Annotated in this window: 22 protein-coding genes; 8 read left to right on the forward strand and 14 right to left on the reverse strand. The window is 73.3% G+C overall.

From position 1 onward, the window contains the following. Positions 1–52: 52 nt before the first annotated feature. A complete protein-coding gene (gene ligD, locus FXF65_RS19235) occupies positions 53–1,027 on the reverse strand; it encodes a non-homologous end-joining DNA ligase (protein WP_148351342.1) in 975 nt (324 codons plus the stop codon). A gap of 112 nt (positions 1,028–1,139) precedes the next feature. Here ligD and ku point away from each other — a divergent pair, with 112 nt between their 5' ends. Then, positions 1,140–2,018: a non-homologous end joining protein Ku gene (gene ku / locus FXF65_RS19240; RefSeq protein ID WP_148351343.1), complete on the forward strand. Its 879-nt coding sequence runs from the start codon at positions 1,140–1,142 to the stop codon at positions 2,016–2,018. A gap of 37 nt (positions 2,019–2,055) precedes the next feature. On the opposite strand, the gene FXF65_RS19245 is transcribed toward ku, so the two are convergent. Both FXF65_RS19245 and FXF65_RS19250 read right to left on the reverse strand, forming a co-directional pair. Next, positions 2,056–2,574, reverse strand: a complete 519-nt coding sequence (locus FXF65_RS19245; RefSeq protein WP_187412389.1) for a superoxide dismutase family protein — start codon at positions 2,572–2,574, stop codon at positions 2,056–2,058. Between the two features lie 294 nt (positions 2,575–2,868). Then, positions 2,869–5,049 carry an MMPL family transporter gene (locus FXF65_RS19250; protein WP_148351345.1) on the reverse strand — a complete coding sequence of 727 codons (2,181 nt, stop codon included), beginning with the start codon at positions 5,047–5,049 and terminating at the stop codon, positions 2,869–2,871. 156 nt (positions 5,050–5,205) lie between these two features. Between FXF65_RS19250 and FXF65_RS19255 the strand changes: the two genes are divergently transcribed. Beyond that, positions 5,206–5,940 (forward strand): TetR/AcrR family transcriptional regulator, encoded by a 735-nt coding sequence (locus tag FXF65_RS19255; protein WP_148351346.1) that lies wholly within the window; start codon positions 5,206–5,208, stop codon positions 5,938–5,940. Positions 5,941–5,951: 11 nt separating this feature from the next. Here FXF65_RS19255 and FXF65_RS19260 read toward each other — a convergent pair whose 3' ends face one another. From FXF65_RS19260 to FXF65_RS19290, 7 genes are all read right to left on the reverse strand, one after another. Beyond that, positions 5,952–6,977: a sensor histidine kinase gene (locus FXF65_RS19260; RefSeq protein WP_148351347.1), complete on the reverse strand. Its 1,026-nt coding sequence runs from the start codon at positions 6,975–6,977 to the stop codon at positions 5,952–5,954. Further along, a complete protein-coding gene (locus FXF65_RS19265; protein ID WP_246178703.1) occupies positions 6,974–7,660 on the reverse strand; it encodes a response regulator transcription factor in 687 nt (228 codons plus the stop codon). Before FXF65_RS19265 ends, FXF65_RS19260 begins: the two co-directional genes overlap by 4 nt. A gap of 132 nt (positions 7,661–7,792) precedes the next feature. Further along, positions 7,793–9,100: a cation:proton antiporter gene (locus FXF65_RS19270; RefSeq protein ID WP_148351348.1), complete on the reverse strand. Its 1,308-nt coding sequence runs from the start codon at positions 9,098–9,100 to the stop codon at positions 7,793–7,795. Then, positions 9,072–10,454, reverse strand: a complete 1,383-nt coding sequence (locus FXF65_RS19275) for a cytochrome P450 (protein ID WP_148351349.1) — start codon at positions 10,452–10,454, stop codon at positions 9,072–9,074. The genes FXF65_RS19270 and FXF65_RS19275 overlap by 29 nt, the downstream gene beginning before the upstream one ends. Beyond that, positions 10,448–11,497, reverse strand: coding sequence for an alpha-hydroxy acid oxidase (locus FXF65_RS19280; protein ID WP_148351350.1), 1,050 nt, complete (start codon positions 11,495–11,497; stop codon positions 10,448–10,450). Before FXF65_RS19280 ends, FXF65_RS19275 begins: the two co-directional genes overlap by 7 nt. A 1-nt stretch (position 11,498) precedes the next feature. After that, positions 11,499–13,091 (reverse strand): NAD(P)-binding domain-containing protein, encoded by a 1,593-nt coding sequence (locus FXF65_RS19285; protein WP_222868639.1) that lies wholly within the window; start codon positions 13,089–13,091, stop codon positions 11,499–11,501. 82 nt (positions 13,092–13,173) lie between these two features. Then, a complete protein-coding gene (locus tag FXF65_RS19290) occupies positions 13,174–14,706 on the reverse strand; it encodes a class I adenylate-forming enzyme family protein (RefSeq protein WP_148351351.1) in 1,533 nt (510 codons plus the stop codon). A 98-nt stretch (positions 14,707–14,804) separates the two neighbouring features. On the opposite strand from FXF65_RS19290, the gene FXF65_RS19295 reads away from it, so the two are divergent. Beyond that, on the forward strand, positions 14,805–15,494 hold the full coding sequence (locus FXF65_RS19295; RefSeq protein WP_148351352.1) for a sulfotransferase family protein: 690 nt from the start codon (positions 14,805–14,807) through the stop codon (positions 15,492–15,494). 6 nt (positions 15,495–15,500) lie between these two features. Here FXF65_RS19295 and FXF65_RS19300 read toward each other — a convergent pair whose 3' ends face one another. Both FXF65_RS19300 and FXF65_RS19305 read right to left on the reverse strand, forming a co-directional pair. Then, positions 15,501–16,913: an APC family permease gene (locus FXF65_RS19300; RefSeq protein WP_148351353.1), complete on the reverse strand. Its 1,413-nt coding sequence runs from the start codon at positions 16,911–16,913 to the stop codon at positions 15,501–15,503. Positions 16,914–17,012: 99 nt separating this feature from the next. Continuing rightward, entirely contained in the window at positions 17,013–18,194 is a 1,182-nt protein-coding gene (locus FXF65_RS19305; protein ID WP_148351354.1) for an ABC transporter substrate-binding protein, read from the reverse strand. 49 nt (positions 18,195–18,243) lie between these two features. Here FXF65_RS19305 and FXF65_RS19310 point away from each other — a divergent pair, with 49 nt between their 5' ends. Further along, positions 18,244–18,705, forward strand: coding sequence for a MarR family winged helix-turn-helix transcriptional regulator (locus tag FXF65_RS19310; RefSeq protein ID WP_222868640.1), 462 nt, complete (start codon positions 18,244–18,246; stop codon positions 18,703–18,705). A 96-nt stretch (positions 18,706–18,801) separates the two neighbouring features. Here the strand turns inward: FXF65_RS19310 and moeZ are convergent, their stop codons facing one another. Continuing rightward, positions 18,802–19,983, reverse strand: a complete 1,182-nt coding sequence (gene moeZ, locus FXF65_RS19315) for an adenylyltransferase/sulfurtransferase MoeZ (protein WP_148351355.1) — start codon at positions 19,981–19,983, stop codon at positions 18,802–18,804. 222 nt (positions 19,984–20,205) lie between these two features. Here moeZ and FXF65_RS19325 point away from each other — a divergent pair, with 222 nt between their 5' ends. Genes FXF65_RS19325 through FXF65_RS19335 form a run of 3 tightly spaced genes read left to right on the forward strand, consistent with a single transcriptional unit; the run spans position 20,206 to position 22,834 of the window. After that, the gene (locus FXF65_RS19325) at positions 20,206–21,129 is read left to right on the forward strand and encodes a hypothetical protein (RefSeq protein ID WP_187412391.1); all 924 of its coding nucleotides are present in this window, start codon (positions 20,206–20,208) and stop codon (positions 21,127–21,129) included. Further along, a complete protein-coding gene (locus FXF65_RS19330; protein WP_187412392.1) occupies positions 21,129–22,526 on the forward strand; it encodes a S8 family peptidase in 1,398 nt (465 codons plus the stop codon). Before FXF65_RS19325 ends, FXF65_RS19330 begins: the two co-directional genes overlap by 1 nt. Continuing rightward, positions 22,526–22,834 carry an MGMT family protein gene (locus FXF65_RS19335; protein ID WP_148351357.1) on the forward strand — a complete coding sequence of 103 codons (309 nt, stop codon included), beginning with the start codon at positions 22,526–22,528 and terminating at the stop codon, positions 22,832–22,834. The genes FXF65_RS19330 and FXF65_RS19335 overlap by 1 nt, the downstream gene beginning before the upstream one ends. 11 nt (positions 22,835–22,845) lie before the next feature. On the opposite strand, the gene FXF65_RS45900 is transcribed toward FXF65_RS19335, so the two are convergent. Next, positions 22,846–22,971, reverse strand: coding sequence for a hypothetical protein (locus FXF65_RS45900; RefSeq protein WP_281288920.1), 126 nt, complete (start codon positions 22,969–22,971; stop codon positions 22,846–22,848). Between the two features lie 131 nt (positions 22,972–23,102). On the opposite strand from FXF65_RS45900, the gene FXF65_RS19340 reads away from it, so the two are divergent. Next, positions 23,103–26,276, forward strand: a complete 3,174-nt coding sequence (locus FXF65_RS19340) for an ATP-dependent helicase (RefSeq protein WP_246198936.1) — start codon at positions 23,103–23,105, stop codon at positions 26,274–26,276. Position 26,277 lies beyond the last annotated feature (1 nt).

The following is a 26,277-nucleotide window of genomic DNA, read 5'->3' on the forward strand; positions in this document are numbered from 1 at the left end:
TGCGGGCGGTGCCAGGGCGTGCGGGGCGTGCGGGGCGTGCGGGGCGTGCCGGTCACTCTGCACTGGTGACCTCCAGGGGGTCCTTGTCGTCGCGCAGGCCGCGCCAGGACGGGAAGCGCAGCCGCCCGTCGCGCGTCCGGGCGCTGTAGGCGACCTCGCCCACGAGCCGGGGCTCGACCCACTGGGCGTCGCGGGCGAACTCGCGCGGGACGGGCTCGTCGTACGGGCTGGTGGGGCGGCGCAGCGGCCAGAGCGTCTCGTACAGCTCGTCCAGGGCGCGGTCGGTGAAGCCGGTGCCGACGTGCCCGACGAAGCCGAGCAGCCCCTTGACGTCGTACTCGCCGAGCAGCAGCGACCCGACCCCGCCCTCGCGGCGGCCCTTGCCGGGCTTCCAGCCGCAGACGATGACCTCGCGCGTCAGGAAGTTCTTCACCTTGCGCCAGAAGTCGACGCGGCGGCCGGGGCGGTAAGGCGAGTCGAGCCGCTTGGCGAGCAGCCCCTCCAAATGTTGTTCGCGGGTGAAGGCGAGTAACTCGTCCACTTGGTCGGTGTCGCCGCCGTGCAGGTACGGGGGGACCTCGACCGGCCCGGTGCCCGCCAGGTCGAGGTCGGCGAGGAGGGCGCGGCGCTCCGCGTAGGGCATGTCGTAGAGGAGGTGGCCGTCGAGGAACAGGACGTCGAACACCACGTACCTGACGGGTACCTCGCGGATCAGCCGGGGGTCGGGGTGCGTCACGTGCATGCGGCGCTGGAGGCGCTCGAAGCTCGGCCGTCCGTGGTCGAAGGCGACGACCTCGCCGTCCAGGAGGACGTCGTGGTCGGGGAGGAGGTCGGCCAGCGCGGACAGTTCCGGGTAGCGGCCGGTGACGTCGCCGCCGCGCCGCCCGCCGGCGCGGACGCCGTCCGCGGACACGTGCGCGAGCACGCGGACGCCGTCCCATTTCAACTCGAGCCCCCACCGGTCTCCGTCCGGGGGCAGCTCTCCGGTCGCGGCCATCATCGGCTCAACGGGCCACGGCATCGTCATACCGGCGTCTTACCCTGTCCCGCCCGACGGAAAAGGATCAAGGGCGCGCTGTGGCGCAAATCGAACGGGATTGCGACGCTAGGGGCAAGAACCCGCTGGGTAAGGACGGGATATGCGCAGTATCTGGAAGGGCTCCATCTCCTTCGGGCTGGTCACGATCCCCGTGAAGCTGTACTCGGCGACCGAGCAGAGGGACGTCAGCTTCCACCAGGTCCACCGCGAGGACGGTGCGCGCATCAAGTACAAGCGGGTCTGCACAGCGGACGGCGAGGAGGTGTCCTACTCCGAAATCGCTAAGGGGTACGAGCTGCCGTCCGGCGAGATGGTCGTGCTGACCGACGAGGACTTCGCCGAGCTGCCGCTGTCGTCCAGCCGCCGGATCGACGTCCTGCAGTTCGTGGAGCGCGAGGAGGTCGACCCGATCTACTTCGCGAAGTCGTACTACCTGGAGCCGGACGCGCAGGGCGCCAAGCCGTACGTGCTCCTGCGGGACGCGCTGGAGAGCTCGGGCCAGGTCGCCATCGTCAAGATCGCGCTGCGGCAGCGGGAGTCGCTCGCGACGCTGCGGGTGCGCGGCGGCGTGTTCGTGCTGGAGACGATGCTCTGGCCGGACGAGGTCCGCGAGGCCGACTTCCCCTTCCTGGACGAGGACATCGAGGTCCGCAAGCAGGAGCTGACGATGGCGACCTCGCTGATCGAGTCGATGGAGGGCGAGTTCGACCCGACCGAGTACAAGGACGCCTACCGCGAGGCGCTGCAGGCCGTGATCGACGCGAAGGTCGAGGGGCGGGAGGTCGCGCGTCCCGCCGAGGAGGCCGCGGAGGCGCCCGCCGCCGACCTGCTCAGCGCGCTGCGCGCGAGCGTCGAGGCGGCGAAGAAGAGCCGCGGCGAGAAGGACGGGAAGGCCGCGTCCGGCAAGGACGGCGCGGCGAAGAAGCCCGCCGCGCGCAAGAAGGAGCCGGCGAAGGGCCGGAGCCGCAAGTCGGCCTGACGGCCCGCCGCCGGCTCGTCCCGCTGGTGGGAACGGGCTAGAACGGGACGGTCGTGCAGATGTTCCGCGCTCCCGCGTCACCGGTGTCGTGGTTCGTGGGCTTGGCGTGGATGACCAGGGCGCCCGCGGCGCCCTTCGCGACCCGCCAGTTCACGATCGACCCGGACTTGCTGACGCCGTCCTCGTTCACGGTGGCGTCGAGCCAGATCTCCTTGCTGTGCATCGGCTCGTCGGGCTTGGCGTCCGGGTTCTGGTAGTGCGGCCCGGCGTCGGCGGGGGCCGGCCCGCACTTGTTGACGTGGACGTGCACGCCGAACGTCTTGCCGACGGCGTCCTTCGGGAAGCCCGAGGCGTACAGCCGTACCTCGGTCTTGTTCTCCGCCCGGACGACGGTGATCCTGGTCTTGACGTCCTTGTAAGCCTGGTCGTACACGTAGGACGGGCCCTTGACGACGATCCTGTCCGGGCAGCCGTGGGCCAGGGCCGGGTTGGCGAGCGCGATGACGGCGGCGCCTGCGACGGCCAGCGGGGCGGCGGCGCGCACGGATGGGCGCATGACGTTCCTCTCCCATACGACGGGGTTTGCGACTGGGCGTGATCGACCCACCGGTGCCCGGGACCGGTGGCTCACGATCATGCCGGGGAGCCGGGGGAGTCATCCCGAGCGCCGTCGCGGGGGTCGACGAGAGGCGCGAGCCGCGCGCCGAGCGGTCGGGTTCTCCCGGCGGACGGTCGGCGCGGGGGCGGCGAGGGGGGCGGCGCGGGGTTCGGCGCGGGCGCGTGAACGCCGACGGCCGGCGCCTCTGACGAGACACCGGCCATCGGGGGAGGGGGAGGGGGAGGGGGAGGGTCAGCTCACGGGCTCCAGCGGAGCCGACGGGGGAGCGGACGGCGACGCGGGTGCGGGCGCGTCGCCCTCGCGGATGCCGTACCGGCGGTAGAGCCGGGCCAGCGGGCCGGGCGCCCACCAGTTCGCGCGTCCGAGCAGCCGCATCGTCGCGGGCACGAGCAGCGCCCGGACGACGGTGGCGTCCAGCAGGATCGCGACGGCCATCCCGACCCCGACCATCTTGATGAACGAGACGCCGGAGGTGGAGAACGCGCCGATGACGACGATGAACAGCAGCGCCGCGCTCGTGATGATGGAGCCGGTGCGCTGCACGCCCGCCGCGACGGCGGTCGTGGTGTCGCCGGTCAGGTCGTACTGCTCGCGGACCCGGGACAGCAGGAACACCTCGTAGTCCATGGAGATCCCGAACAGCATGGCCAGCATCAGGATCGGCATGGCGGGGGATATCGCGCCGGTCGCGGTGAAGTCCAGCAGGCCGGACAGGTGGCCGTCCAGGAAGATCCACGCGACCACGCCGAACGTCGCCGACAGCGACAGCATGTTCATCGCGATCGCCTTCAGCGGCAGCACCACCGACCCGAACGCGAGGAACAGCAGGATGAACGTCGCGCCGCCGACGAACAGCGCGAGCCACGGCAGCGTCGAGCCGATCCCGCCGAGCTGGTCGACGACCTCGGCGGTGACGCCGCCGACGTGGGACTGCGCGCCGGGCGGCGGCGGGACGTCCCGCACCGACTTGACGAGCGAGCGGGCCCTGTCGGAGTTCGGGTCGGCGTCGTGGCGCAGCGCGATCCGCGTGGTGTCGCCCTTGGAGCCGGTCACGGTCGCGGAGGTGATGCCGGGCACCGCGGCCAGGCGGGCCCCGTACGCCTGGACCGCGGCCTGGTCGGCCGTCCCCGTCACGATGGCCTCGATGGGGCTCGTCCCGTTGCGCGGGAACTGCGACTCCAGGGTCTCGGAGACGACCCGCGCGTCGGCGCCCTTCGGGAGCGCGTTGGCGTCCACGCCGCCCCAGTTGATGTGCAGCAGCGGCGAGCCGAGCGCGAGGAGCAGCGCGACGGTCGCGACGACGTAGCCGATCGGGCGCCGCATGACGCTGTGCGCGAGCCGTCCCCACAGCCGGCCCTGCTCGCGGGCCGCGGACCTCTTGCGCCGCCGGACCGACAACGCGTCGACCTTCGGGCCGAGGACGGCGAGCAGCGCGGGCAGCACGGTCAGCGCGCCGGCCATGCAGACGAGCACGGTCGCGATGCCGCCGTAGCCCATCGAGACGAGGAAGTTCTGGTTGAACAGCAGCAGTCCGGACAGCGACACGGCGACGGTCACGCCGGAGACGGCGACGGTGCGCCCGGCGGTGGCCATGGTGGCGGCGAGGGCATCCTCGACGGACGCGCCCTCCCGGCGCACCTCCTCACGGAAGCGGCTCACCATGAACAGCCCGTAGTCGATGGCGAGGCCGAGCCCGAGGAACGTGGTGATGTTCACCGCGAAGATCGACACGTCGGTGACGTAGGTGAGCGCGTGCAGGGCGGTGAACGAGCCGAGGATCGCGAAGCCGCCGATCAGCAGCGGCAGGCTCGCCGACACCAGCCCGCCGAAGATCAGCACGAGCAGGATCAGCAGTACCGGCATCGCCAGGCCCTCGGCGCGCGCGATGTCGGACGAGACCCGCGAGTTGATCGCGTTGCCGGTGCCGACGTTGCCGCCGACCTTGGCGGTGAGCCCGCCGCCGACCTTGGTCAGGTCGTCTTTGATCAACTTGTAGTTGTCGCTGCGGGCGCCGTCGTCGGCGCCCGCGAGCTGGAGGACGGCGTAGGTGGCGGTGCGGTCCTTGCTGACGAGCTGCGGCGAGTGCGTCGTCCAGAAGGTGGCGGTCCCGGCGATCTTGTCCTTCGGGAGGCCGGCGAGCGCCTGCTCGACGGCCGTCCGGTAACCGGGGTCGTCGACGGACGTGCGCCCCTGGTAGAGGATCACGACGTCGGCGGCGTCCCGGCCGAGGTCCCGCTCGACGACCTGCGCGGCCTTCGCGCTCTCGCTGCCCGCCTCGTCGAAGCCCCCGCCGCCGCCGAGGGCGCCGAACACGGCCGTGCCCCAGACGCCGCCGAAGACCAGGGCGGCCCCGGCGATCGCGAGGACCCAGCGGCGGCGCCGGTGGACCCATCGTCCCCATCGATCGAACATCGTCTGCTCCCGCTCAGTGACGCCGTGTAAGTTTGGTGAACGCTGTAAACTGCGAACAGCGTTAACTTTGCATACGCCGTTCGCTTTCGTCAAGGGCGTTCTTGGGGAATCATCGGAGGGCGGCCGGACGGCGGGCCGCGGACCAGGGAGGACGACGTGGGAACCCGACGCGACCGGTTGCGCGCGGCTACGGTCAAGGAGATCTCCGAGACCGCCCGGTGGATCCTCGTCGAGCAGGGGTCCGAGGCGGTGACGCTGCGGGCCATCGCCCGCGAGATGGGCATGACGGCCCCCGCGCTCTACCGCTACTTCGACAGCCACGGAGAGCTGCTCAGGCACCTCGTCGGGGAGCTGTTCAACGAGCTGACCGACGAGCTGCACGCGGCCATGCACGCGGTGCCCGCGGGCGACATGAGCGGCAAGTTCCTCGCGGTGTCCCGCCAGTTCAGGTACTGGGCGCTGGCGCATCCCCGCGAGTACGCGCTGCTGTTCGGCGCGCCCGTGCGCGGCGCGGACAGCGAGGAGGTCGACTTCGCCGACGAGTGCGCCCGCCGGTTCGGCTGGACGTTCATGACCCTGTTCCTGGAGCTGTGGAGGAAGAGCCCGTTCCCCGTCCCGCCGGACGAGGACATCGACCCCGCCCTGCTCCCGCAGTTGCGCCGCTACCGCGACGAGGTCGTGGAGGTGGAGCTCCCGCTCGGCGTGATCCAGGAGTTCCTGCGGTGCTGGATCAGGCTGCAGGGCGGCGTCAGCCTCGACGTCTTCGGGCACCTCGACTTCGCGCTGGAGGACGCCGAGCCCATGTTCGAGCTGATGCTCAGGGAGACCGGCGAGACGCTGGGCCTGAAGTACACCCCGCCCAGCCCGTCAGCCCCGCCCGATCAGGTCTGAGCCCCGCCCGGTCAGAGCTGGGCGGCGGCGGGGAGCCGGACGGTGAACGCCGCCCCCGCGCCCGGACGGCCGTGCGCGGTGAGCGTGCCGCCGTGGCCGTCCACCACCTCGCGGGCGAGGGCCAGACCGAGCCCGAGGCCCCGTGTCTCGACGGCGTGCGCTCCGGCGGCCGGGCGGACCGGCGGCGCGCCCGCGAGCAGCCGGGACGCGTCGCGCGGGTCGAACCCCGCGCCGTCGTCGCGGACGGTCAGCTCCACCGTCCCCGGCGTCCCGGACAGCGTCAGCCGGATGTGTCCGCCCGGACTCGTGTGCCCGAGCGCGTTGTCGACCAGCGCGGACAGCACCCGACGCAGCGCGGGCTCCGACCCCCGCACGACGCCGTCGCACCGCCCGCGGTCGGGCGCGCCGACCTCGATCGTCACACCGCGCTCGCGGGCGCGGGGCGACTCGGCGGCGGCCAGTTCGGCGGCCAGCGCGCCGAGGTCGACCGGGCCGAGCGCGGCGGGCCGCCGCCCGATCCGCGCGGACGTCATCAGGTCCTCGACGACCTCGCCGAGCTGCCGCGTCCCGGCGACCAGGCTGTCCAGCTCGGCGGCGAGGCCGGCGGTCATGTCCGCGCCCGCGTCGGTGTGCAGGCGGTGGGCGGCGAGCTGCGCGCGGGTGTGCAGCCGGGTCAGCGGGGCGCGCAGCTCGTGGCCGACATCGGCCGCGAAGCGGCGGCGCCGGGCGAGGGCCTCGTCGAGCGGGGCGAGCGTCCGGTCCGCGACGGCGCGGCCGAGCAGCAGCGCGGCGGGCAGGCCCGCGATCTCGGCGGCGGCGAGCGCGCGGCGCAACCGGCGGCGGGCGGCGGCGTCCAGGCCGGGCGCGGCGGCGGCGTAGACGGCCGGGCCGAGCGCGGCGAGCAGCAGCGCGGCGCTCCCCGCCGCCCCGGCGGCGGCGCGGCGGCGGGCCCGGTCGAGGAGCGGCCGGTCCGGATCCGGGACGCGCCGGTCCGGGACGCGCCGGTCCGGGGCCCGCCGTCCGCGGTGGCCGTTCAAAGCTCGCCCAGCCGGTAGCCGACGCCGCGGACGGTCCGGACGACGTCCGCGCCGAGCTTGGCCCGCAGGTAGTAGACGTAGGTGTCCACGATCGACTCCGTCCGCGCCTCGTCGAACACGCGCTGCCGCAGCGACGCTCGGGTGTGCACCTGCCCGGGCCGGGTCGCGAGCGCCATCAGCAGCCGCGCCTCCTGCCCGGACAGCGCCACGTGCTGCCCGGTCGGCAGCCGGACGAGCCGCGACCGCGGGTCGAGCCGTCCGGCGCCGAGCGGCAGCACCTGCGCCCGGTCGAGGTGCCGCCGGTGCAGCGCCCGCACCCGGGCGAGCAGCTCGTCGATCTCGAACGGCTTGACCAGGTAGTCCTCGGCGCCCGCGTCGAGCCCGGCGACCCGGTCGGCGACCGAGCCGAACGCGGTCAGCACCAGCGCGGGCGCGGTGACGGCCCGGCCGCGCAGCCGCCGGACCAGCTCCACGCCGTCCAGGACGGGCAGGCCCCGGTCGATCACCATCGCGTCGTAGTCGCGGCTCAGCCCGAGGTGCAGCCCGCGCTGGCCCTCGGCGGCGAGGTCCACGGCGTATCCGTGCTCGGCGAACAGAGCGGCCAGCATCCGCGCGAGCTCATGGTCGTCCTCGACGATCAACAGCCGGCGTGGCGGGCCGCCGGGTTCCGTTGAATCGGCCACGCCACAACGCTCCCACCGCCGCCGCCGGGGGGCCATAGGTCCGGGCAATACTGGACAACTTTCTTTAAAATTTGAACCGATTCCCCCGGCGGCCCGTCTTCTCTTGATCAACTTCGCGCCCGCGGGTCGCCGTCAGGCCGCCTCCGCGACGGTCTCCGGCTCCACCGGGACGCGGGTGCGCTCCAGCCGCTCGGGCAGCGCCAGCCGGTACAGCGGGACGGCGCTCGCCGTGGTGATCACCGCGACCAGCACCAGCATCGCGAACAGCTCCCGCGTGATCATCCCCTGCGCCAGCCCGATGTTGATGAAGATCAGGATCATCAGCCCGCGCGCGTTCATCAGCCCGCCGACCGCGTAGGAGTCGCGCCGGTCGAAGCCGAGCCCGCGCATCGCGAGCGCGCAGCCGAAGTACTTCCCGCAGAACCCGGCGGCGATGATCGCGAGGAACGCGAGCAGCATGGTCCCGCCGGTGATGCCGCCGAGCTCGGTGTTCAGGCCGGAGAAGGCGAAGAACACGGGCAGCAGCAGCGTCGAGACGACGCCCATCATCCGGGCGTGCAGCACCCGGCGGAACGCCGGGTCGCGGGGCATGGCGAGCCCGGCGACGAACCCGCCGAACACCGAGTAGACGCCGATCCAGTCGGTGATCCAGCCCGCCGTGAGCGGGACGAGCACGACCACGTACAGCGCCGTCGGGCCGAGCGAGCCGGTCCGGCCGACGTCCCGGCCGAGCGGGCGGAGCAGCCGCGCGACCGGCAGCAGCATCACGGCGCCGAACACGGCGGCGAGCAGGATGGTGCGCAGCGCGCCGTCCAGGCCCGTGCCGAGGTGCCACGCCGACAGGACCGCGAGCAGGCACCACGCCGCCGCGTCGTCGATGGACGCGGCGAGCAGCGACAGCCGGCCGAGCGGGGAGTTCTCCAGGCCCCGCTCGTACAGGATCCGGGCCAGCATCGGGAACGCGGTCAGCGACAGCGCGCCGCCGACGAACAGGGCGAAGTGCCAGCGGCTGACGTCCGGCCGCGACAGCGGCCCGTACAGCGCCGCGCCGACCGCGAAGCCGAGGGCGAGCGACGGCACGATCCCCGACAGCGCGAGGACGGACGCGCGGCGGCCCTCGCCCGGCGTCCGGGAGCCGTGGTCGAGGCCCGCGCCGACGAGGAACATGTAGAGCGTCAGCCCGATGGTGCTCAGCACGTACAGGATCGGCCTGACCTGCGGCGGGAACACGGCCTCCTGGCCGTCCGGCCACACCTGGCCGAACAGCGTCGGGCCGAGCAGGACGCCCGCGACCATCTCGCCGAGGACGCGCGGCTGCCCGACCGTGAGGGCGAGCCGCCCGCACGCCCACGCGGCGAGCAGGATGACGACGAGCGCGGGCAGGACGTCGAGGACGAGCGCGAGGTTGGGGTCAGCGGGAGCCGCTGCGATCGGGAGCATGGCCGGCCTCCTGGGCGAAATGGCGTTCGCAGAGCCGCTGCCGGCGCGCGTCCCAGACCATGTAGGTGCCGAGGACGAGCTGGACGAGGCTGCGCCACACGTCCTCCACCCGGTCGCGCGACCGGATGAACAGGAGCGCGGCGCGGCGCGTCCGGGCCCGTGCCGCTCGCGGGACGAGCAGGCACGGCCCCCGGTTGGGCAGCGAGCGGGTGTGCGCCGCCGCCGTCGCGAGCGCGTACCGGCGGACGGTCTCGCGGGCCGCGGCCCGCATGGTGAGGGGAGCGAGCCGCCAGGCCGGGCAGGGCCGGTTGGCGGGCATGCCGAACGGGATGTGGTTGACCTCGCGGGCGGCCGGGCCGTCCCGGAACCGCTCCGGGCAGAACCGGTCTGGCTCCGCGAACCCGGCGCGGTGGAACTCGGGGTAGCCGAAGCAGAGCACCGAGCCCTCGGGGAGGGTGGTCCCGCCGCCGAGGTCGATGTCGCCGGTGGTGATGCGGTGCGCGACGCCGAACAGCGGGTAGAGCCGCAGCGTCTCCTGCAGCACGCGGTCGAAGGCGCGGTCGTCGCCGGTGAGGGCGGTGGCGGCGGCGTCCGGGTGGCGCGCGAGCACCATCAGCAGGTGCGCCATCGCCTCCGACATCTGCACGACGGCCGTGTTGAAGAACGTTCCTTGCAGGTAGTACGCCTGTTCCTCGGGGGAGAGGCCGTCCGGGAGCGGGTGCCGGACGTCGTCCAGCCGCCCGCGCAGGTAGCGGGTGAGGCGCTCCCGCCGGGCCATGTGGCGGAGCCCGCAGCACTTCAACGCGGTGACGACGTCGTCGGCGTTGCCGACGATCAGGTCGCGGGCGGGGCGCGGGCACGGCTCGCCGAACACGATTTCGTAGTAGAACTCGGCCCAGACCGGCATCATCAGGTCGCGCAGCCGGACGAGCCGCGCCCGTTCCCCGACGCCCCCGGCCCCGACCTCCTCGTCGAGCACGCGGGCGACGCACCGCCGGGTCAGCTCTTCCGCCTCCCCGCGCGGGACGGCGAGGAACCGCCGCGTCGCCCGCGCGACCTCGTCGTACCGCTCGCCCGCCTCCAGGTGCTCCTGGTGGACGTGCGCGCCCGGCGACAGCCAGTACCAGAACAGGTCCGACAGGACGGCGCCCCGGCTCCGCCCGCCCGCCGCCGGGTGCGAGTACACGTCCCGGAACAGGCCGACGCCGACGAGGTCGCCGGGCACCGGGACGCCCTCGTCGCCGTTGATCCGGGCGAACACCCGGCCGCGCAGCGCGACGACCCGGCCGGGCAGCCACCACGGCAGGCTCACCAGGACGGCGAGCACCGCGAGCACGACGAGCACGGTCAGCATGGCCGCAGCACCAGGTCCGCCCCGAGGTCGTCGACGGACCGCGCCCCGCACAGCGTGAGCGCGTCCTCCACCTCGGTCCGCAGCAGGTCGAGGACGCGCCGGACGCCACGCTCGCCGTCCGCCGCGAGGCCCCACACCACCGGCCGCCCGACCCCGGCGGCGGACGCCCCGAGCGCCATCGCCTTCAGCACGTCGGTGCCGCGCCGGACGCCGCCGTCCAGCAGCACCGGCACGGTCCCGGCCACCGCCTCCACGACGTCCGGCAGCGCCTCGACCGCCGCCGGGACGGTGTCGAGCTGCCGCCCGCCGTGGTTGGAGACGATCAGCGCGGAGACGCCGTGGCCGAGCGCCCGCCGCGCGTCCGCCGGGTGCAGGACGCCCTTGAGCACGATCGGCAGCGACGTCATGTCGCGGAGCCGGTCGACGTGCTCCCACGAGATGGCGGGGGAGAACTCGATCGGGCGGACGCGGCCGGTCTCGTCCCGCATGTTCTCGCAGCACAGCCCGGCGGGCAGGTCGTGGAAGCCGTGCCGCCCGTCCCGGTCGCGGCGGCCCCGGACGGGCGAGTCGGCGGTGACGACGAGCGCGCCGCACCCCGCGTCCTCGGCCCGCCGGACGAGCAGCTCGGTGAACGCCAGGTCCGGCTGGACGTAGAGCTGGAACCACAGCCGGGCGCCGGGCGCGGCGGCGGCGACGTCCCCGACCGCGACCGTCGACGCCATGCTCACGATCATGATCGTCTCGGCGGCGGCCGCCGCCCGCGCGGTGGCCTTCTCGCCCTCGGGGTGGGCGAGCCGGTGGAACGCGGTCGGCGCGACCAGCACCGGCGCGGCGGCGCGGTCGCCGAGCAGGGTCACGCCGAGTTCCGGCTTCTCCGCGCCGCCGAGCACGCGGGGGAGCAGCGCGAGCCGTCCGAACGCGGCCTCGTTGGCGCGCAGCGTCACCTCGTCGCCCGCGCCGCCCGCGAAGTAGTCGTAGTGCGCCGGGTCGAGCCGCGCGCGGGCGGCGGCCTCGAACTCCCGGACCGACGACGGCGGCCGCACGTCACACCGCCGCCGCCGCGGCCTGGCGGGCGAAGAACGCGCGCAGCGGCTCGACGTGGACGTCTTCCGACGTCCACTCGTTCTCCAGGTTCTCCGTCACGTGGTGGACGGCCACGACCGCGCCGTCCACGTGGTGCCGGACGATCGGGTGCAGGTAGTGCCCCTCGTGCGCCCGTGCGGGATCGCTCTGGCGGATCCGCGTGACCGTGATGTCGAACGGGTCGACCTTGTCGTGGTCGGGCCCGTAGTCGAGCGTGATCGTGAAGTGCCCGCGCGGACGCCCCGGCACGGCCGTCGCGACCGGCTCGTCCAGGTCGGCGGGGACCTCCTCCAGGTAGCGGGCGCCGCCCGCGTGGTCCAGGACGATCATGTCCGCGAGCACGCCGAACTGCTGCCACAGCCCGGAGCTGCGGTTGACGCGGGCGAGCACCGCCGCCGCGAGCTCCGCCGGGTCGGCGGAGAGCGCGGCGCCCGGCCACGCGGCCCCGTGGTAGCGGGACTCAAGGACGCGGTGCAGCGCCCGCGTCCCGTACCGGAACCCGTGGATGAACCCGCTGGTGCCGTGCTTGAAGTCGCGCGACTGGGTGAGCGTCCCGGCGAAGTACATGCCGGGGACGTCCACCGACTCGTAGGCGGCGGTGAGCGCGGGGAACCGGCCGTTGATGGTCGTCGCCGGACGGCAGCGCGGCGTGAAGATCGAGGCGTCCAGCGCGAAGCCGGTGCAGACGATCACGTGGTCGTAGGGGATGTCCTTGGTGACCTCGTCCGCGCGGGCGAACGCGACCGTGGCGAGGTAGCCGCCGCCGGGCCGCCGCTCGATCCGCCTGACCTCGCCGTCCAGGATCGCGTTCTGCGACTTGAGCTGGTAGGTGTCGAGGAAGTTGTTGTTCACGGCGCGCAGGTGGCCGACGAAGTGCGTCCGCCACGCGAGCTTCACCGAGTGCGGCCCGGCGACGTGGATCACCGCCGCCGTCTCGATCAGGTTCTCCGCCGTCTCGAACGCCGAGTTGCCCTTGCCGAGGACGAGGACGCGCTTGTCCACGTAGTCGCGCGGGTCGGTGGAGTGGTCCCCGTACAGCTCGGCCGTCTCGATGCCCGGGATCGGCGGGACGTTCGGCCGCCCGAACCCGGTCGCGACGACCAGCCGCTCCGCGACGTGGACGCCGCCCCGGTCGTCGGTGACCTGGAAGCGGCCCTCGGGGTCCTTCGCCACCTCGACCGCGCGGGTGCCGTAGGCGATGTCCAGCCCCCGGCGCTCGGCGAAGTCCGCCAGGTAGCGGACCATCTCGTCGGCCGGGGGGAAGTACCGGTCGGAGTAGCGGGTGAACAGCAGCTCCGGGTCGTCCGAGAGCAGCGAGTTCCAGTCCATCCGCAGGTTCAGCTCCGGGTCGGCGGTCCCGGTGTGCTTCTTGTTGTTGGAGATCAGCGTCCGGTGCCGCGGGTACGTCCGGAAGAAGGTGCCCGGTGCGGGCCCCGCCTCCAGGATCAGGTACGCGCGGCGCGCCTCGGCCAGGAAGTGGCCCAGCTGCAGGCCCGCCGGCCCGGCGCCGATCACCAGGTAGTCCAGGGGTTGGTCCACGGGTTGGTTCGCCACGACACCCTCCGCCACGACGATGTGATTGAACGGTCAACCCAAGTGAAAACGCCGAATCTCAGAGGTTGATCAGAAACGTTCGTCAAGAAGGCAGGGGGCGCGGACGGGGCCGGAGGTGGGAGCGGTGCGCGGTGAGGAGGGCGCGTTTGTCGGGCTTTCCGCTCGGCGCTGCGGGCACGCCGGGAACGACCGTGATCGTCCGGGGGACGTTGTCGTCGCCCAGCTCGTCCCGGACCAGCGCCGCCATCTCCGCCAGCGCCGCGTCGTCCGGGGTCCGGCCGCGTGCCGGGACGACGAACGCGTGCACGGCCTCGCCGGTCTCCTCGTCCGGCGCGCCCGCGACGTACGCCTCGGCGACGTCCCGATGCCCGGCGAGGACCCGCTCGATCGGGCCCGCGTACACGACCATTGCGTTCACCATGACCGCGTCGCGGGTGCGGCCGTCCAGGTGGAGGTGGCCGTCGGCGTCGAGATGGCCGAGGTCGCGGGTGCGGAGGCGGCCGTACCGGAGGACGTCGCTGGTCTCGTCGGGGTCGTCCCAGTAGCCCGTCATCAGGTACGGGCTGCGGACGTGGATCTCGCCCGTCACGCCGGTGGGCGTCGCGCGGCGGTGCTCGTCCCGGACGCTCACCTCGACGCCCGGATGCGGGCGGCCGACCGACGTCAGCCGTCCGGCCGCGATGTCGGCGGGGGTGAGCATCGACACCGAGCCCGCCTCCGTCTGCCCGTACCCGTTGTAGACGACCGGGCCGAGCCGCTCCGCCGCCTCCGCCAGCCGGTTCGGGCCGAGCGGCGACCCGGACACCATCAGCGCCCGCAGGGACCGGACGTCCGGCGCGTCGTCGCCGCGCAGCAGGTCGAGCATCCGCCCGAACCTCGGGACGGTCACGATCGCCCCGGTGATCGCGTACCGCTCGACGGCGTACGGGAACAGCGGGCGGCCGTCGTCCTCGGGGATCACGGCGGTGCCGCCGCCGAGCAGGCACGGCGCGAGGAACTCCAGCACGACCATGCTGGCCAGCGTCCCGAACAGCAGGTAGCGCTCGAACGCGTCCGCGAACCCGGCGGCGACCGGGCCCCACACGTCCGGCTGCCACGCCCAGTGCGCGCTCAGCGCCCGGTAGGTGACGGCGCAGCCCTTCGGCCGCCCGGTGCTGCCGCTCGTGTAGGCGAGCAGGGCCGCGTCGTCCGGCCGGGCCAGCACGTCGAGCGTCGGACGGTGCGACGCGGCCAGCTCGTCCAGCCGCAGCACCTTGACCGGCCCGGCCGCCGCGAGCAGGCCCGGCGTCTCGGTCGAGCGGTCGACGACGAGGGCGTCGACGCCCGCCCGCAGCACGTGCGCGAGCTGGCCCGGCGGGTAGCCGGGCCGCACGCCCACGACCCGGCAGCCGCGGACGTGCGCGGCGAGGTGCGCGGCGAACGCCTCCGGCGACACGCCGGTGCGCACCGCGACGCCGTCCCCCGGCCCGAGCCCCGCGTCGCGCAGCGCGCCCGCCATCGTCCCGGCGAGCTCCAGCAGCTCGCCCCGGGTCACGAGCCGGTCGCCGTGCTCGAACGCCGCCGTGCGGGGCGACTCCAGGAGCGCGCCGAGAAGGGGACGCGGGAAAAGGCTCATTGTCCGGCTCCCTGATTCCACGCAGAATGCATGAGCACCGGAGAAACTACGCGGCACGGATCAGAACCGGATCAGAGGCGGACCGAAGGCGGACCGAAGTGCTGGAAGTGATCGGCGCGGGATTCGGGCGGACGGGCACGGCCTCGCTGAAGGCCGCCCTCGACCGGCTCGGCCACGGCCCCTGCCACCACATGTCCACGATCATCGCCGAGCCGCGCCGCGTCCGGCAGTGGCTCGACGTGGGGGAGGGCCGCGCGGCCGACTGGGACGCGCTGTTCGACGGCTTCCGCGCCGCGATCGACTGGCCCGCCGCGTCCTACTGGCGGGAGCTCGCCGCGCACTACCCGGACGCGAAGGTGATCCTGACCGTCCGCGACCCGGAGCGCTGGTACGGCAGCGTCAGCTCGACGATCTTCGCCCGCGCGCTCGCCGAACGGCGGCTGCCGCTGCGGCGGCGGATCGTCCGGTGGCTGGTCGCGCGGCGGTCCCCGGACTTCGCCCTCTACCCGCGGATGGCCCGCGCGACGGTCTTCGACCGGGTGTTCGGCGGGCGCATCGACGACCGGGAGCACGTCCTCGGCGTGTTCGAGCGGCACATCGCCGAGGTCAAGGAGGCGATCCCGGCCGAACGCCTGCTCGTCTTCGACGTCCGGGACGGCTGGGAGCCGCTGTGCGCGTTCCTCGGCGTCCCCGTCCCGGACGAGCCGTTCCCCGAGTCGAACGAGCGCGCCGCCTGGCACCGCAAGCGTCCGCGCAGGCTGGCACGCCTGATCCTGCGCGGACGCTGACGCGCTTCACTCCTCGTCGTCGCCCGCCTCGCCCGAGATGCCGGACAGCGTCGGACGCCGCCGCATCACGAGCAGCCCGATCAGCACGACGACGCCGATGCCGAGCCAGACGAAGCCCAGCTCCTGCGCCGCGACGTCCGCGTTGTAGACGACGTAGCCGAGGATCGCGAACCCGGCGGCGGGCGCGATCAGGTGGCGCCCCCAGTCCCGGCTCCCGGACCGGACGACGTAGTGCACGACGACCGACACGTGCAGCACCAGGAACGCCGTCATCGCGCCGAAGTTGACCAGCGAGCTGAGCAGCGTGATGCCGTCGTCGCGCTGCTCCATGTAGAGGCCGAGCGCGAGCGAGACCGCCGCGACGAGCAGCGTCGCGTTGACCGGGACCTGCCGCCTCGGGTCCACCTTGGCGAGGAAGCGGGGGAGCTGCCGGTCCCGCGCCATCGCGTACAGCAGCCGGGACGTCGCGGCCTGCGCGACGAGCGAGTTCGCGAAGCCCCACGCGATCGCGGTGGCCGCCGCCGTGAGCTTGGCGAGCCAGACGCCGCCCGCGACGTCGGCCGCGTCGTAGAACGCGGTGCCCTCCGCGTCGCCGTTCTTGATCAGCCCGTCCGGGTCGGCGACCAGCAGCGACGCCACCCACGTCTGGACGATGAACAGCACGCCGACGAGCAGCAGCGCCGCGACCATGGACCGTCCGATGGCGCGGGCCGACTCGCGGTTCTCCTCCGCGAGCGTCGAGATCCCGTCGAAGCCGAGGAAGCTCAGCACGGCGATCGACACCGCGCCGAACACGAGGCTCCACGAGAACGTCGCGTCGTTGTAGATCGGATGGAACCCGCCGCCGCCGTGGCCCTTGCCCTGGGCCAGCGCCACGACGCCGATCACCAGGAAGACGGCCAGCACGATCAGCTCCGCGACCAGCATGATCCGGTTGATCCGCGCGGTCATCTCGATGCCGAAGTAGTTCACGGCGGTGTTGAGCAGGACGAACGCGACCAGCCAGAGCCACACCGGGACGTCCGGCACGAGCGAGTTCATCGCCACGCTGGCGATCAGGTACAGCAGGCTCGGGACCAGCACGTAGTCGAGCAGGATCATCCAGCCGGACAGGAACCCGACCGGCGCGTTGAGGCCGCGTCCCGCGTAGGTGTAGACGGAGCCCGCCATCGGGAACGCCCGCGACATCTGCGCGTACGACCCGGCGGTGAACAGCATGGCGAGCATCCCGATCGCGTAGGCGAGCGCGACCATGCCGCCCGACCCCTGGAAGACGCTGCCGAAGATGCCGAACGGCGCGATCGGCACCATGAAGATCAGCCCGTAGACCACCAGGTCACGGAAGCCGAGCGAGCGCCGGAGCTCCTGGGTGTACCCGTAGCGCTCGATGCCCTCGGGCTGCGCTGAATCGACGGCCATTGGCGGTCCTTCCTCCGGCGCGGCCCTGATCGGCCCGCCGGTCCAGCGCGCAGCCTAGAGACATTCCTTTCAAATGGAAAGCTTTAACGAACAAGCAGTTCACAAGCGCGCGATGACGGTGAGGTCGAGGCCGTCCGCCCTGGCCAGATACCCCTGCGCGGACGGCGGTCCGAGCGGCGCGGCCGACCACGCCCGCCGCACCGCCGGGTCGCCCGCGCCCGCGAGCAGCCGGGCCGCCGCGGCCCGCGCCCGGCCCGGGGTCAGCGCGCCCGCCGCGGCGAGCGCCGCCAGCAGGTGCACGCCGTCGTAGCAGCCCTCCGCGTACGTGTCGAGGACGGGTCCGGTGGCGCCGAACGCCGTCCGGTAGCGCTCCGCGAGCGCGAGCCGCCGCTCGTCGCCCTGCCCGGCGAACGACCGCATCACCGAGTACAGCTCCCCGGTGTCGTCGCCGCCGCCGGCGAGCAGGACGTTCTCCTCCAGCGCCCCCGACAGCCGCACCACCTCGGCCGCCAGCCGCGACGCGGCGAACACCCGGTTGAACACCGCCAGGTCGCGTCCGACCAGGTTCACCAGGACGGCCTGCGCGCGCGCCAGCGCTAGGGCGTCCACCAGCTCCTCGAAGCCCGCCTCGCCCGCCGCCCAGGGGAAGGGGAGCAGCCGGTCGAGGACGACCGTGCCGCCGAGCGAGCGGACCGTCCGGGAGGCGACCCGGTGCACCGACTGCGGCCAGATGTAGTCGCTGCCGACCAGCGCCCACCGCCGCAGGCCGCGCCGCTCGGCGAGCCGCAGCATCGCGGGCGTGAACTGCCGTCCGGGCGAGTCGCCGAGCAGCACCACACCGGCGCCGCGCGGGCCGCCCTCGTGCGGGGGCGTGAACACGTAGGGGGCGCGCCCGGCGAGCGCCGCCTCCAAGGCCCGGTGGACGTCGCTGGTGTGGAACCCGACGAACGCGTCGACGAGGCCCGCGTCGGCGAGCAGCCGGGCGTCGCCCGCGACCGCGCCGGGCGCGCGCCCGGCGTCCACCGGCACCAGCTCAACCCGTCGTTTCGGGGGGTGTGGGGGGTCGTCCTCCCACAGGGGCGTGCGCCGCTCCAGCGCCGCCGCCGTGTTCACCTCGGTCGCGGCGAGGCAGGCGGCGCTCAGCCCGGACGGCCCCGTCAGCCCGAGCGACCCGGACAGCGGGAGCAGCAGCCCGATCCGCAGCGCCGTCGGGTCCGGCCCGGCGACCAGCAGTTCCATGCTGTCCCTGACGACTGTGCGCACGACCGCCGAACTGTTCATGACCCGGCAAGTATGCTCTGCACGGGGCCTGGACGGCGAGGGAGGAACAGTGGCGGAGCGGCACGAGACGACCCTGGACCGGACGACCGGCGCCGACCTGGCCGAACTGGTCGACCTGCTGACCCGCACGCAGCGCGCCCTGGCCCGCGGCCTCGGCGCCCTCCTCGACGAGGAGGGCATGTCCGTCGAGCAGTGGCGGGTGCTGCGCGCCCTCGCCCACGCCGACGACGTCTCGATGGGCGAGCTCGCGGTCGTCGTCGAGATCCCGCACCCCACGCTGACCCGGCTCGTCGACTCCCTGGTCGACTCCGCCTACCTCTACCGCACCCACTCCGCCCGCGACCGCCGCCGGGTGTCGGTGCACGTGTCCGACCTCGGCCGCGCGAAGCTCACCCGCCTGGACGCGCTGGCCCGCGCGCACGAGCGCTCCCTCGCCGAGCGGTACGGGTTCGAGACCGTCCACGACCTGTCCGTCCTGCTCAGCCGCCTCTGGAACGAGCCACAAATCTGACGCTCCAAGCCGGACCGAGACCATGCCACGGGAAAGGCCCCCGGACCTTCCCTTTTCGGGAGTCCCGGGGGCCTTGCCGCGTGCTCGGTGCCGTGGTCAGTAGCTGGGCTGGGACGGGTCGATCTGGTTGACCCAGGCGAGGATGCCGCCGCCGACGTGGACGGCGTCGGCGAAGCCCGCGTTCTTGACGACCGCGAGGGCCTCGGCGGAGCGGACGCCCGACTTGCAGTGCAGGACGATCTTCTTGTCCTGCGGCAGCCGCTCCAGCGCCGACCCGTTCAGGAAGTCGCCCTTCGGGATCAGTGTCGCGCCCGGGATCGAGACGATCTCGTACTCGTTGGGCTCGCGGACGTCGACGAGGAAGATGTCGTCGCCGCGGTCCTGCATGCCCTTGAGGTCGATGACGGTGATCGTGGAGTCCTGGGCGGCCTCGGCGGCCTCCTCGGAGACCGCGCCGCAGAACGCCTCGTAGTCCTCAAGGAGCTCGGTCTGCGTCGGGTTCTTGCCGCACAGCGGGCACTCCGGGTCCTTGCGGACCTTGACCGACCGGTACGTCATCTCCAGCGCGTCGTAGATCATCAGGCGGCCGACGAGCGGCTCGCCGATCCCGGCGAGGAGCTTGATCGCCTCGTTCACCTGGATGGAGCCGATCGACGCGCAGAGCACGCCGAGCACCCCGCCCTCGGCGCAGGACGGGACCATGCCGGGCGGCGGCGGCTCCGGGTAGAGGCAGCGGTAGCAGGGGCCGTGCTCGGCCCAGAACACCGACGCCTGGCCGTCGAACCGGTAGATCGACCCCCACACGTACGGCTTGCCGAGCAGGACGGCCGCGTCGTTCACCATGTAGCGGGTGGCGAAGTTGTCGGTGCCGTCGACGATCAGGTCGTAGCCGGAGAAGATGTCCATGATGTTGTCGCGGTCGAGCGCGGTGTTGTGCACGACCACGTCGATCAGCGGGTTGATCTCACGGACGGTCTCGGCCGCCGACTCGACCTTCGGCTTCCCGAGGGACGACTGCCGGTGGATGATCTGCCGCTGCAGGTTGGACTCGTCCACCACGTCGAAGTCGATGACGCCGAGCGTGCCGACTCCGGCCGCGGCGAGGTACAGCAGGGCCGGAGAGCCGAGCCCGCCCGCGCCGACGACCAGGACCTTGGCGTTCTTGAGGCGCTTCTGCCCGGACATGCCCACGTCGGGGATGATCAGGTGCCGCGAGTAGCGGTTGACCTCGTCGCGGGTGAGCTCCGCTGCGGGCTCTACCAGAGGTGGCAACGACACGGTGGACGCTCCTGTGCTGGGCTCGTTCGAAGGGCGGGGTCGGACGGCGGTGTCACCGTCCTCCCACCCGACAACCTTGCCATGCGCCGCCGCATTCCCGGATGTCGCCCAGGCTGCATCCCGGTTGGGGACGCCCCCTGCGCTCCCTGAACCGGCTCTGGACGTCCCCCTCACCGCGATGTCAGGGCGGAATGTCGTGAAGCACAGTTAATCTTGACTGTTGTGGCGTTCCTGCCCCCCTCCGAGCAGCCGCATCCGCCGCGGCCCCCGCAGCAGCCCGGCATGCCCGCCGGTCCGTCCGGCGTGCCCTTCGCCGGGGGCCCGCCGGGGCCTCCGCCGTGGGCGCCGCCCGGCCCGCTGGGGCCGCCGCGTCCGCCCGCTCCGCCGGGCCCGCCGCCGCTGACCGTCCTCGGGCTCCGCGCCCGGCAGTGGATGGTCGTCGCGCTCGTCGTGGGGTGCACCTACCTGCTCACCACCGGCGTGTCCCTCACCGCCGCGTGGACGACGCTCAACCGCCCGCCGACCAGCGCCGAGCTGCAGATCGCCGCGAACAAGGAGGTCGCGCGCCGCTGGGAGGCGTGGCCCGCGGAGCGCATCTTCCCCGACCGGATCACCTACCAGCCCATCGCCGGGCACAGCGAGTACGCGACGCGGACGGGCATCGTCCCCGACACGGCCTGCGCGGAGGGCGTGGACGACGTGATCGCGAACACGATCCGCAGGCACGAGTGCCGGGCCGTCCTGCGCGCCACCTACGTCGACCAGCTCCAGGGCATCGTCGTCACCGTGGGCGTCGTCGCGTTCCCCGATCCGTGGAAGGCCGACCGCGCCTACAAGGAGCTGCCCGGCGCGCAGGGCCCGGAAGGGACGGGCGGCGTCAGCCCCGCCCTGCACGCCGCGCCGTTCGCGGGCACCGCGTCCGCGCGGTTCACCGACGACGCCCGCCAGGACCGGACGATCGACCGCGGCGGCCCCTACGTAGTGCTGACGACGTCCGGCCAGGTCGACGGGCGGCCCGCCGCCGCGGTCAAGAAGGAGCGGCCGGGCGAGCCGTTCGCGCTGGCGCCGCAGCTCGGGCACACGATCGCGCGGTCGCTGTCCGCGAAGTCCCTGCCGGACTGCGACGACCCCCTGTGGCGGTGCTGATGCCGTCCCCGAGACGCAGGGTCAGGGCGGCGGCCGCCGTCGGCGCGGTTGCGCTGGCCGGGACGTGGCTCGCGCCCGTCCCCGCGCGCGCCGACGAGGTCCGCGACCGGCAGCGGCCCGTCCTGAACCTGCTCGGCATGAACGCCGCCTGGAAGATCACCAAGGGCCGGAACGTGACCGTCGCGGTCGTCGACTCCGGCGTGGACGCCCGCCAGGCCGACCTCACCGGGTCCGTCATCACCGGCCCGAACATGCTCGCCGACATCGACGCGGGCACGAAGCCGAAGCGGCTGCACGGCACCGGGATGGCGTCGCTGATCGCCGGGCACGGGCACGGCCCCGGCGGCGGGGCCGGGATGATCGGCATCGCGCCGGAGGCCCGCGTGCTGGCGATCCGCGCGATCGGCGAGCCGGAGGACAAGAGCTACCTCAGCTACCGGACGTCCGACAAGGCCGAGGGCGCGGTCGCGCGCGGCATCCGCTACGCGACCGACCACGGCGCCGACGTGATCAACCTGTCGCTCGGCAAGGACGAGGAGGTCGCCGACGAGCGCGCCGCCATCGGCTACGCGATCGGGCGGGGCGTCGTGGTCGTGTCGGCGGTCGGCAACGACGGCGACGAAAAGCGCAACCTCGACGGGGACGGCTTCGCGCCCTACTCCTACCCGGCGTCCTTCCCCGGCGTGATCGCGGTCGCGGCGACGCGGCCGGGGCACGATCGCGCGCCGTTCTCCAACCGCAACTACTCGGTGGTCGTGTCGGCGCCGGGCGACGGCCTGCCCGTCGCCGCGCCCGGCGGCCAGTACTTTTTGAGCAGCGGGACGAGCGACTCCAGCGCGATCGTGTCGGGGATCGCCGCGCTGATCCGGGCGAAGCACCCGAAGATGGCCCCGGCGCTGGTCGCGCAGTCGCTGATCCAGAGTGTGAAGAACGCGCCGTCCGGGCGCTACGACGCCAACGTCGGGTTCGGCGAGGTGCACGCGGCGCGGGCGCTCGCCGCCGCCGACTCGCTGGCCTCCGCCCAGGGCGGCGGGACGCCCGGCAAGCCCGAGGGACGGCGGTTCGGCGCCGCCGACCCGGGACCCGTGGAGATCATCGAGCGGCCCGGCTGGGTGCGTCCGCTGATCTTCGGGCTGCTGCTCGGCGGGGTCGGCGGGACGGTCGCGGCGGGGGCGATCGCGCTGGCGTTCCGGCGCCGCCATCCCCGTCCGGCCGACGAGCCGCCGTTCGGGGGGCCGGGGGCGTCGCCGTTCCCGCCGCGAACAGGGGCGCAACCGCCGTATCCGCCGCGGCCCGGGTCCCCTCCGCCGTACCCGCAGCGGTTCGGCCCGCCCGGCCCGCCCGGCCCGCCGCCTCCGCTCGGCCGGCCGGGCCCGCCGCCGCTAGGGTCGTCGTGATGTTCGCGGATCCCGACGAGTACGCCGAGGCCGTCCTGGACGCGGTGGAGCAGATCCCGCCGGGCCGCGTCCTCGCCTACGGCGACATCGCCGAACTGGTCGGACGCGGCGGCCCGCGCCAGGTCGGGCGGGTGATGTCCCTGTACGGCGGCGGCGTCTCGTGGTGGCGGGTCGTCCGCGCGGACGGCAGGCCGCCGGACGGTCACGAGATCGAGGCGCACGAGCAGTACCGCGTGGAGGGCACGCCCCTGCGCCCGGACGGCCGCCGCGTCGACATGACCCGCGCCCGCTGGGCGGGCGCCGCCTAGACCGCCTGCCCCTAGCCCGTCCGCGCGCCGTGCAGGCGGGACGCGCAGCCGATGACGGCCGCGAGCACGAGCGGGCTGAGCGCGGCGGCGGCGACCAGGACAAGGCCGTCGGCGGGGCCGCCCTCCGCGCCTTCCAAGAGAAGATCGCCGTGTGAGCCGACAGTGGGGGCCGACAGTGGGGGCCGACAGTGTGAGCTCGGCGGTTTCTTGGGCGACATGAGTGCGTTGTGGTCAGAACCGTCTCGGTGATCTGTTCCAATGAACTGTTGTGCCGCCCGCTTCCTACCGTCTCGTGCGCCGCGCGGGTCCCGCGCGGGCCGTCCCGCCCGTGCTCGACGACCAGCAGCGGCGGGTGGTCGAGCATGCCGGCGGGCCGATGCTCGTGCTCGCCGGGCCGGGCACGGGGAAGACGACGACGATCGTCGAGGCGGTCGTCGACCGCATCGAGAACCGCGGGACCGACCCGGAGCGGGTGCTCGTCCTGACGTTCAGCCGCAAGGCGGCGGGCGAGCTGCGCGAGCGGATCACCGGACGACTCCGCCGGACGACGCGGACGCCCCTCGCGCTCACCTTCCACAGCTACGCCTACGCCCTGCTCCGCCGGGACGCCGTCCTGAACGAGGAGCCCGCGCCGCGCCTGCTGTCCGGGCCGGAGCAGCTGCTGGAGGTGCGGCGGCTCCTCGAAGGCGAACTGGCGGACGGCGCCCGCGAATGGCCGGAACGGCTGCGGGCCGCCCTGGCGACGCGCGGTTTCGCCGAGGAACTGCGCGACTTTTCTCTGCGCGCGGTCGAGCGCGCTTACGGCGCGGAGGACCTCGCCGCCCTGGGACGCCTGCGCGGCCGTGACGACTGGCCCGCCATCGGCGAATTCATGGACCGGTATGTGAACCGTTTCCTGCTCGACCCGGTCCCCACCTACGACTACGGCGAGCTGATCCACCTCGCCGCCGGAATGCTCACGGACGAAGAGGTCCGGTTCCGTGAGCAGGACGCCTACGACATCGTGTTCGTGGACGAATACCAGGACACCGACCCCGCGCAGGAAGCCCTACTCCAACACCTCGCCGGAGCCGGACGCGACCTCATCGTCGTCGGCGACCCCGACCAGTCGATCTACGGATTCCGGGGCGCGGACGTGCGCGGCATCCAGGAATTCCCCGACCGTTTCCGCACCCTGGACGGCGACCCCGCGCCCGTCGTGGCACTGCGCACCTGCCGCCGGATGGGCCCGCAGATCCTCGCGGCGTCGCGGCGGATAGCGCGCCGCCTTCCCGCCGGTGCGGCGGGCGCCGCCGAACACCGCGCCCTCCGCCCCCTGGAAGAATTGGACGACGGCGAAGTCCGCGCCGTGATAGCCGACTCCGAAAGCCAGGAATCGGCCCTCGTCGCAGACGAACTGCGCCGCGCGCATCTGCTCGACGGCGTCCCGTGGTCGCGAATGGCGGTCCTGGTGCGGAGCGCGGTGCGGCAGGTCCCGGTATTGCGGCGGGCGCTGGCCCAGGCCGGTGTGCCGGTGGTCGTGGCGGGCGACGAGGTTCCGCTGATCGGTGAGCCTGCCGTCCGTCCATTCCTGATCCTGCTGAACGCGGCGCTCAAGAAGGGCTTCCTGGACGAGGTCGTCGCCGAAGACCTCCTCACCGGGCCGCTGGGCGGCGCCGACGCGCTCGCCATGCGCCGCCTCAAACGGGCCCTGCGGGATTCGGAGGAATTGTCGGGCGGGCAGCGTCCGCTCGGAGAACTCCTCGTCGCTGCCGTGAACGACCCACGCGAATTGGTCCTCGTCCACGAAAGGGTGCGGGCGCCGGCCGAAAAGGTCGCGCACCTCATCGACGTGGCGCGGCGCGGCGTCCACGACGGCGACACCGCCGAGGACGTCCTCTGGTCCGTGTGGAAGGAGAGCGGGCAGGCGGACGTCCTGCTCCAGCAGAGCGCCAAGGGCGGGACGCGCGGCGCCGCCGCCGACCGCGACCTCGACGCCGTCGTCGCCCTGTTCGACCACGCCGCCCGGTTCGTCGACCGGCTGCCGCAGGCGGGCGCCGACCTGTTCGTAGACACCATCGCGGCCCAGGAGATCGCCGGGGACACCCTCGCCGAGCAGGCCCCGCAGGGCGAGGCCGTCCGCATCCTCACCGCGCACCGCGCCAAGGGCCTGGAATGGGACGTGGTCATCGTCGCCGGAGTCCAGGAGGGCGTCTGGCCCGACCTGCGGTTGCGCGGCTCGCTCCTCGGCGTCGAGGAACTTGTCGAGCACGCCGCCGGGGCCGAGCCGGACGGCGACGTCGCGGCGGGCGCGTCCATGGCCGCCAAGATGCTGGACGAGGAACGCCGCCTCTTCTACGTCGCCGTCACCCGCGCCCGGAAACGGCTCGTCGTCACCGCCGTCGGCGGCGACGACACCGAGGAGCGGCCGTCCCGGTTCCTGAACGAACTGCTCCCCGGCGCGATCGAGCAGTCCCAGTTGGACGAGAAGACGCGGTGGCTGTCGCTGTCCGCGCTGGTCGCCGACCTGCGCTCGGTCGTCTCCGACCCGGCACGGCCGGAGCCGCTGCGCCGCGCCGCCGCCGGGCACCTGGCACGGCTCGCGCGCGCGGGCGTGCGCGGCGCGAAACCGGAGAACTGGTACGCCATCACCGCGCTCTCCGACGTGGGTCCCGCGTTCGCCGAGGACGAGCAGATCACGATCTCCCCGTCCCAGGTCGAGGCGTTCACCACGTGCGGGCTCCGCTGGCTGCTCGCCTCGGCGGTCGGCGCGCAGGACGGCGGCCCCAACGAGTACAGCACGATGGGCAAGGTCGTCCACGCCGTCGCCGAGATGGCGGGCGCGGACGACGGGATCGACGAGGTCCACGTCGCCGAACGGCTCAACGAGATCTGGAACGACCTCGAATTCCGCAGCGCCTGGTACTCCGAGAAGCAACGTGAGCAGGCCACCCGGATGGTCGACAAATTCCTCACCTGGCACCGGGACAACCCCAACGAGGTCGTCGCGCTCGAAGAATCGTTCAAGGTCGACCTGGGTCGCGTCGTCATCAAGGGCCGCATCGACCGTGCCGAGCGCGACGAGCAGGGGCGCGCGGTCATCATCGACATCAAGACGTCGTCGGCGGTCGTCCCCAAGGACGACCTGACCCGCCACCCGCAACTCGGCGTCTACCAGTACGCGGTCATGCTCGGCGCGTTCGAGCGGCACGGGCTGATCGAGCCCGGCGGGGCGAAGCTCGTCCAGGTCGGCAAGGCCGCGTTCGCCGCGAAGGCGCGCGAGCAGGAACAGCCCGCCCCGTCGGAGGACTCCGACCCGGAATGGCCCAAGAAGCTGGTCGAGATCGTCGCGAACGGCATGGCGAGCGATGTGTTCCAGGCGCGGGCGAACGACAAGTGTCGCACCTGTCCCGTACGCTCCTGCTGCCCCGTCCATGACGAGGGCGGGCAGGTTGGCGAGTAGG

The sequence above is a fragment of the Actinomadura syzygii genome (assembly GCF_008085905.1).
Taxonomy (GTDB): Bacteria; Actinomycetota; Actinomycetes; order Streptosporangiales; family Streptosporangiaceae; genus Spirillospora; species Spirillospora syzygii.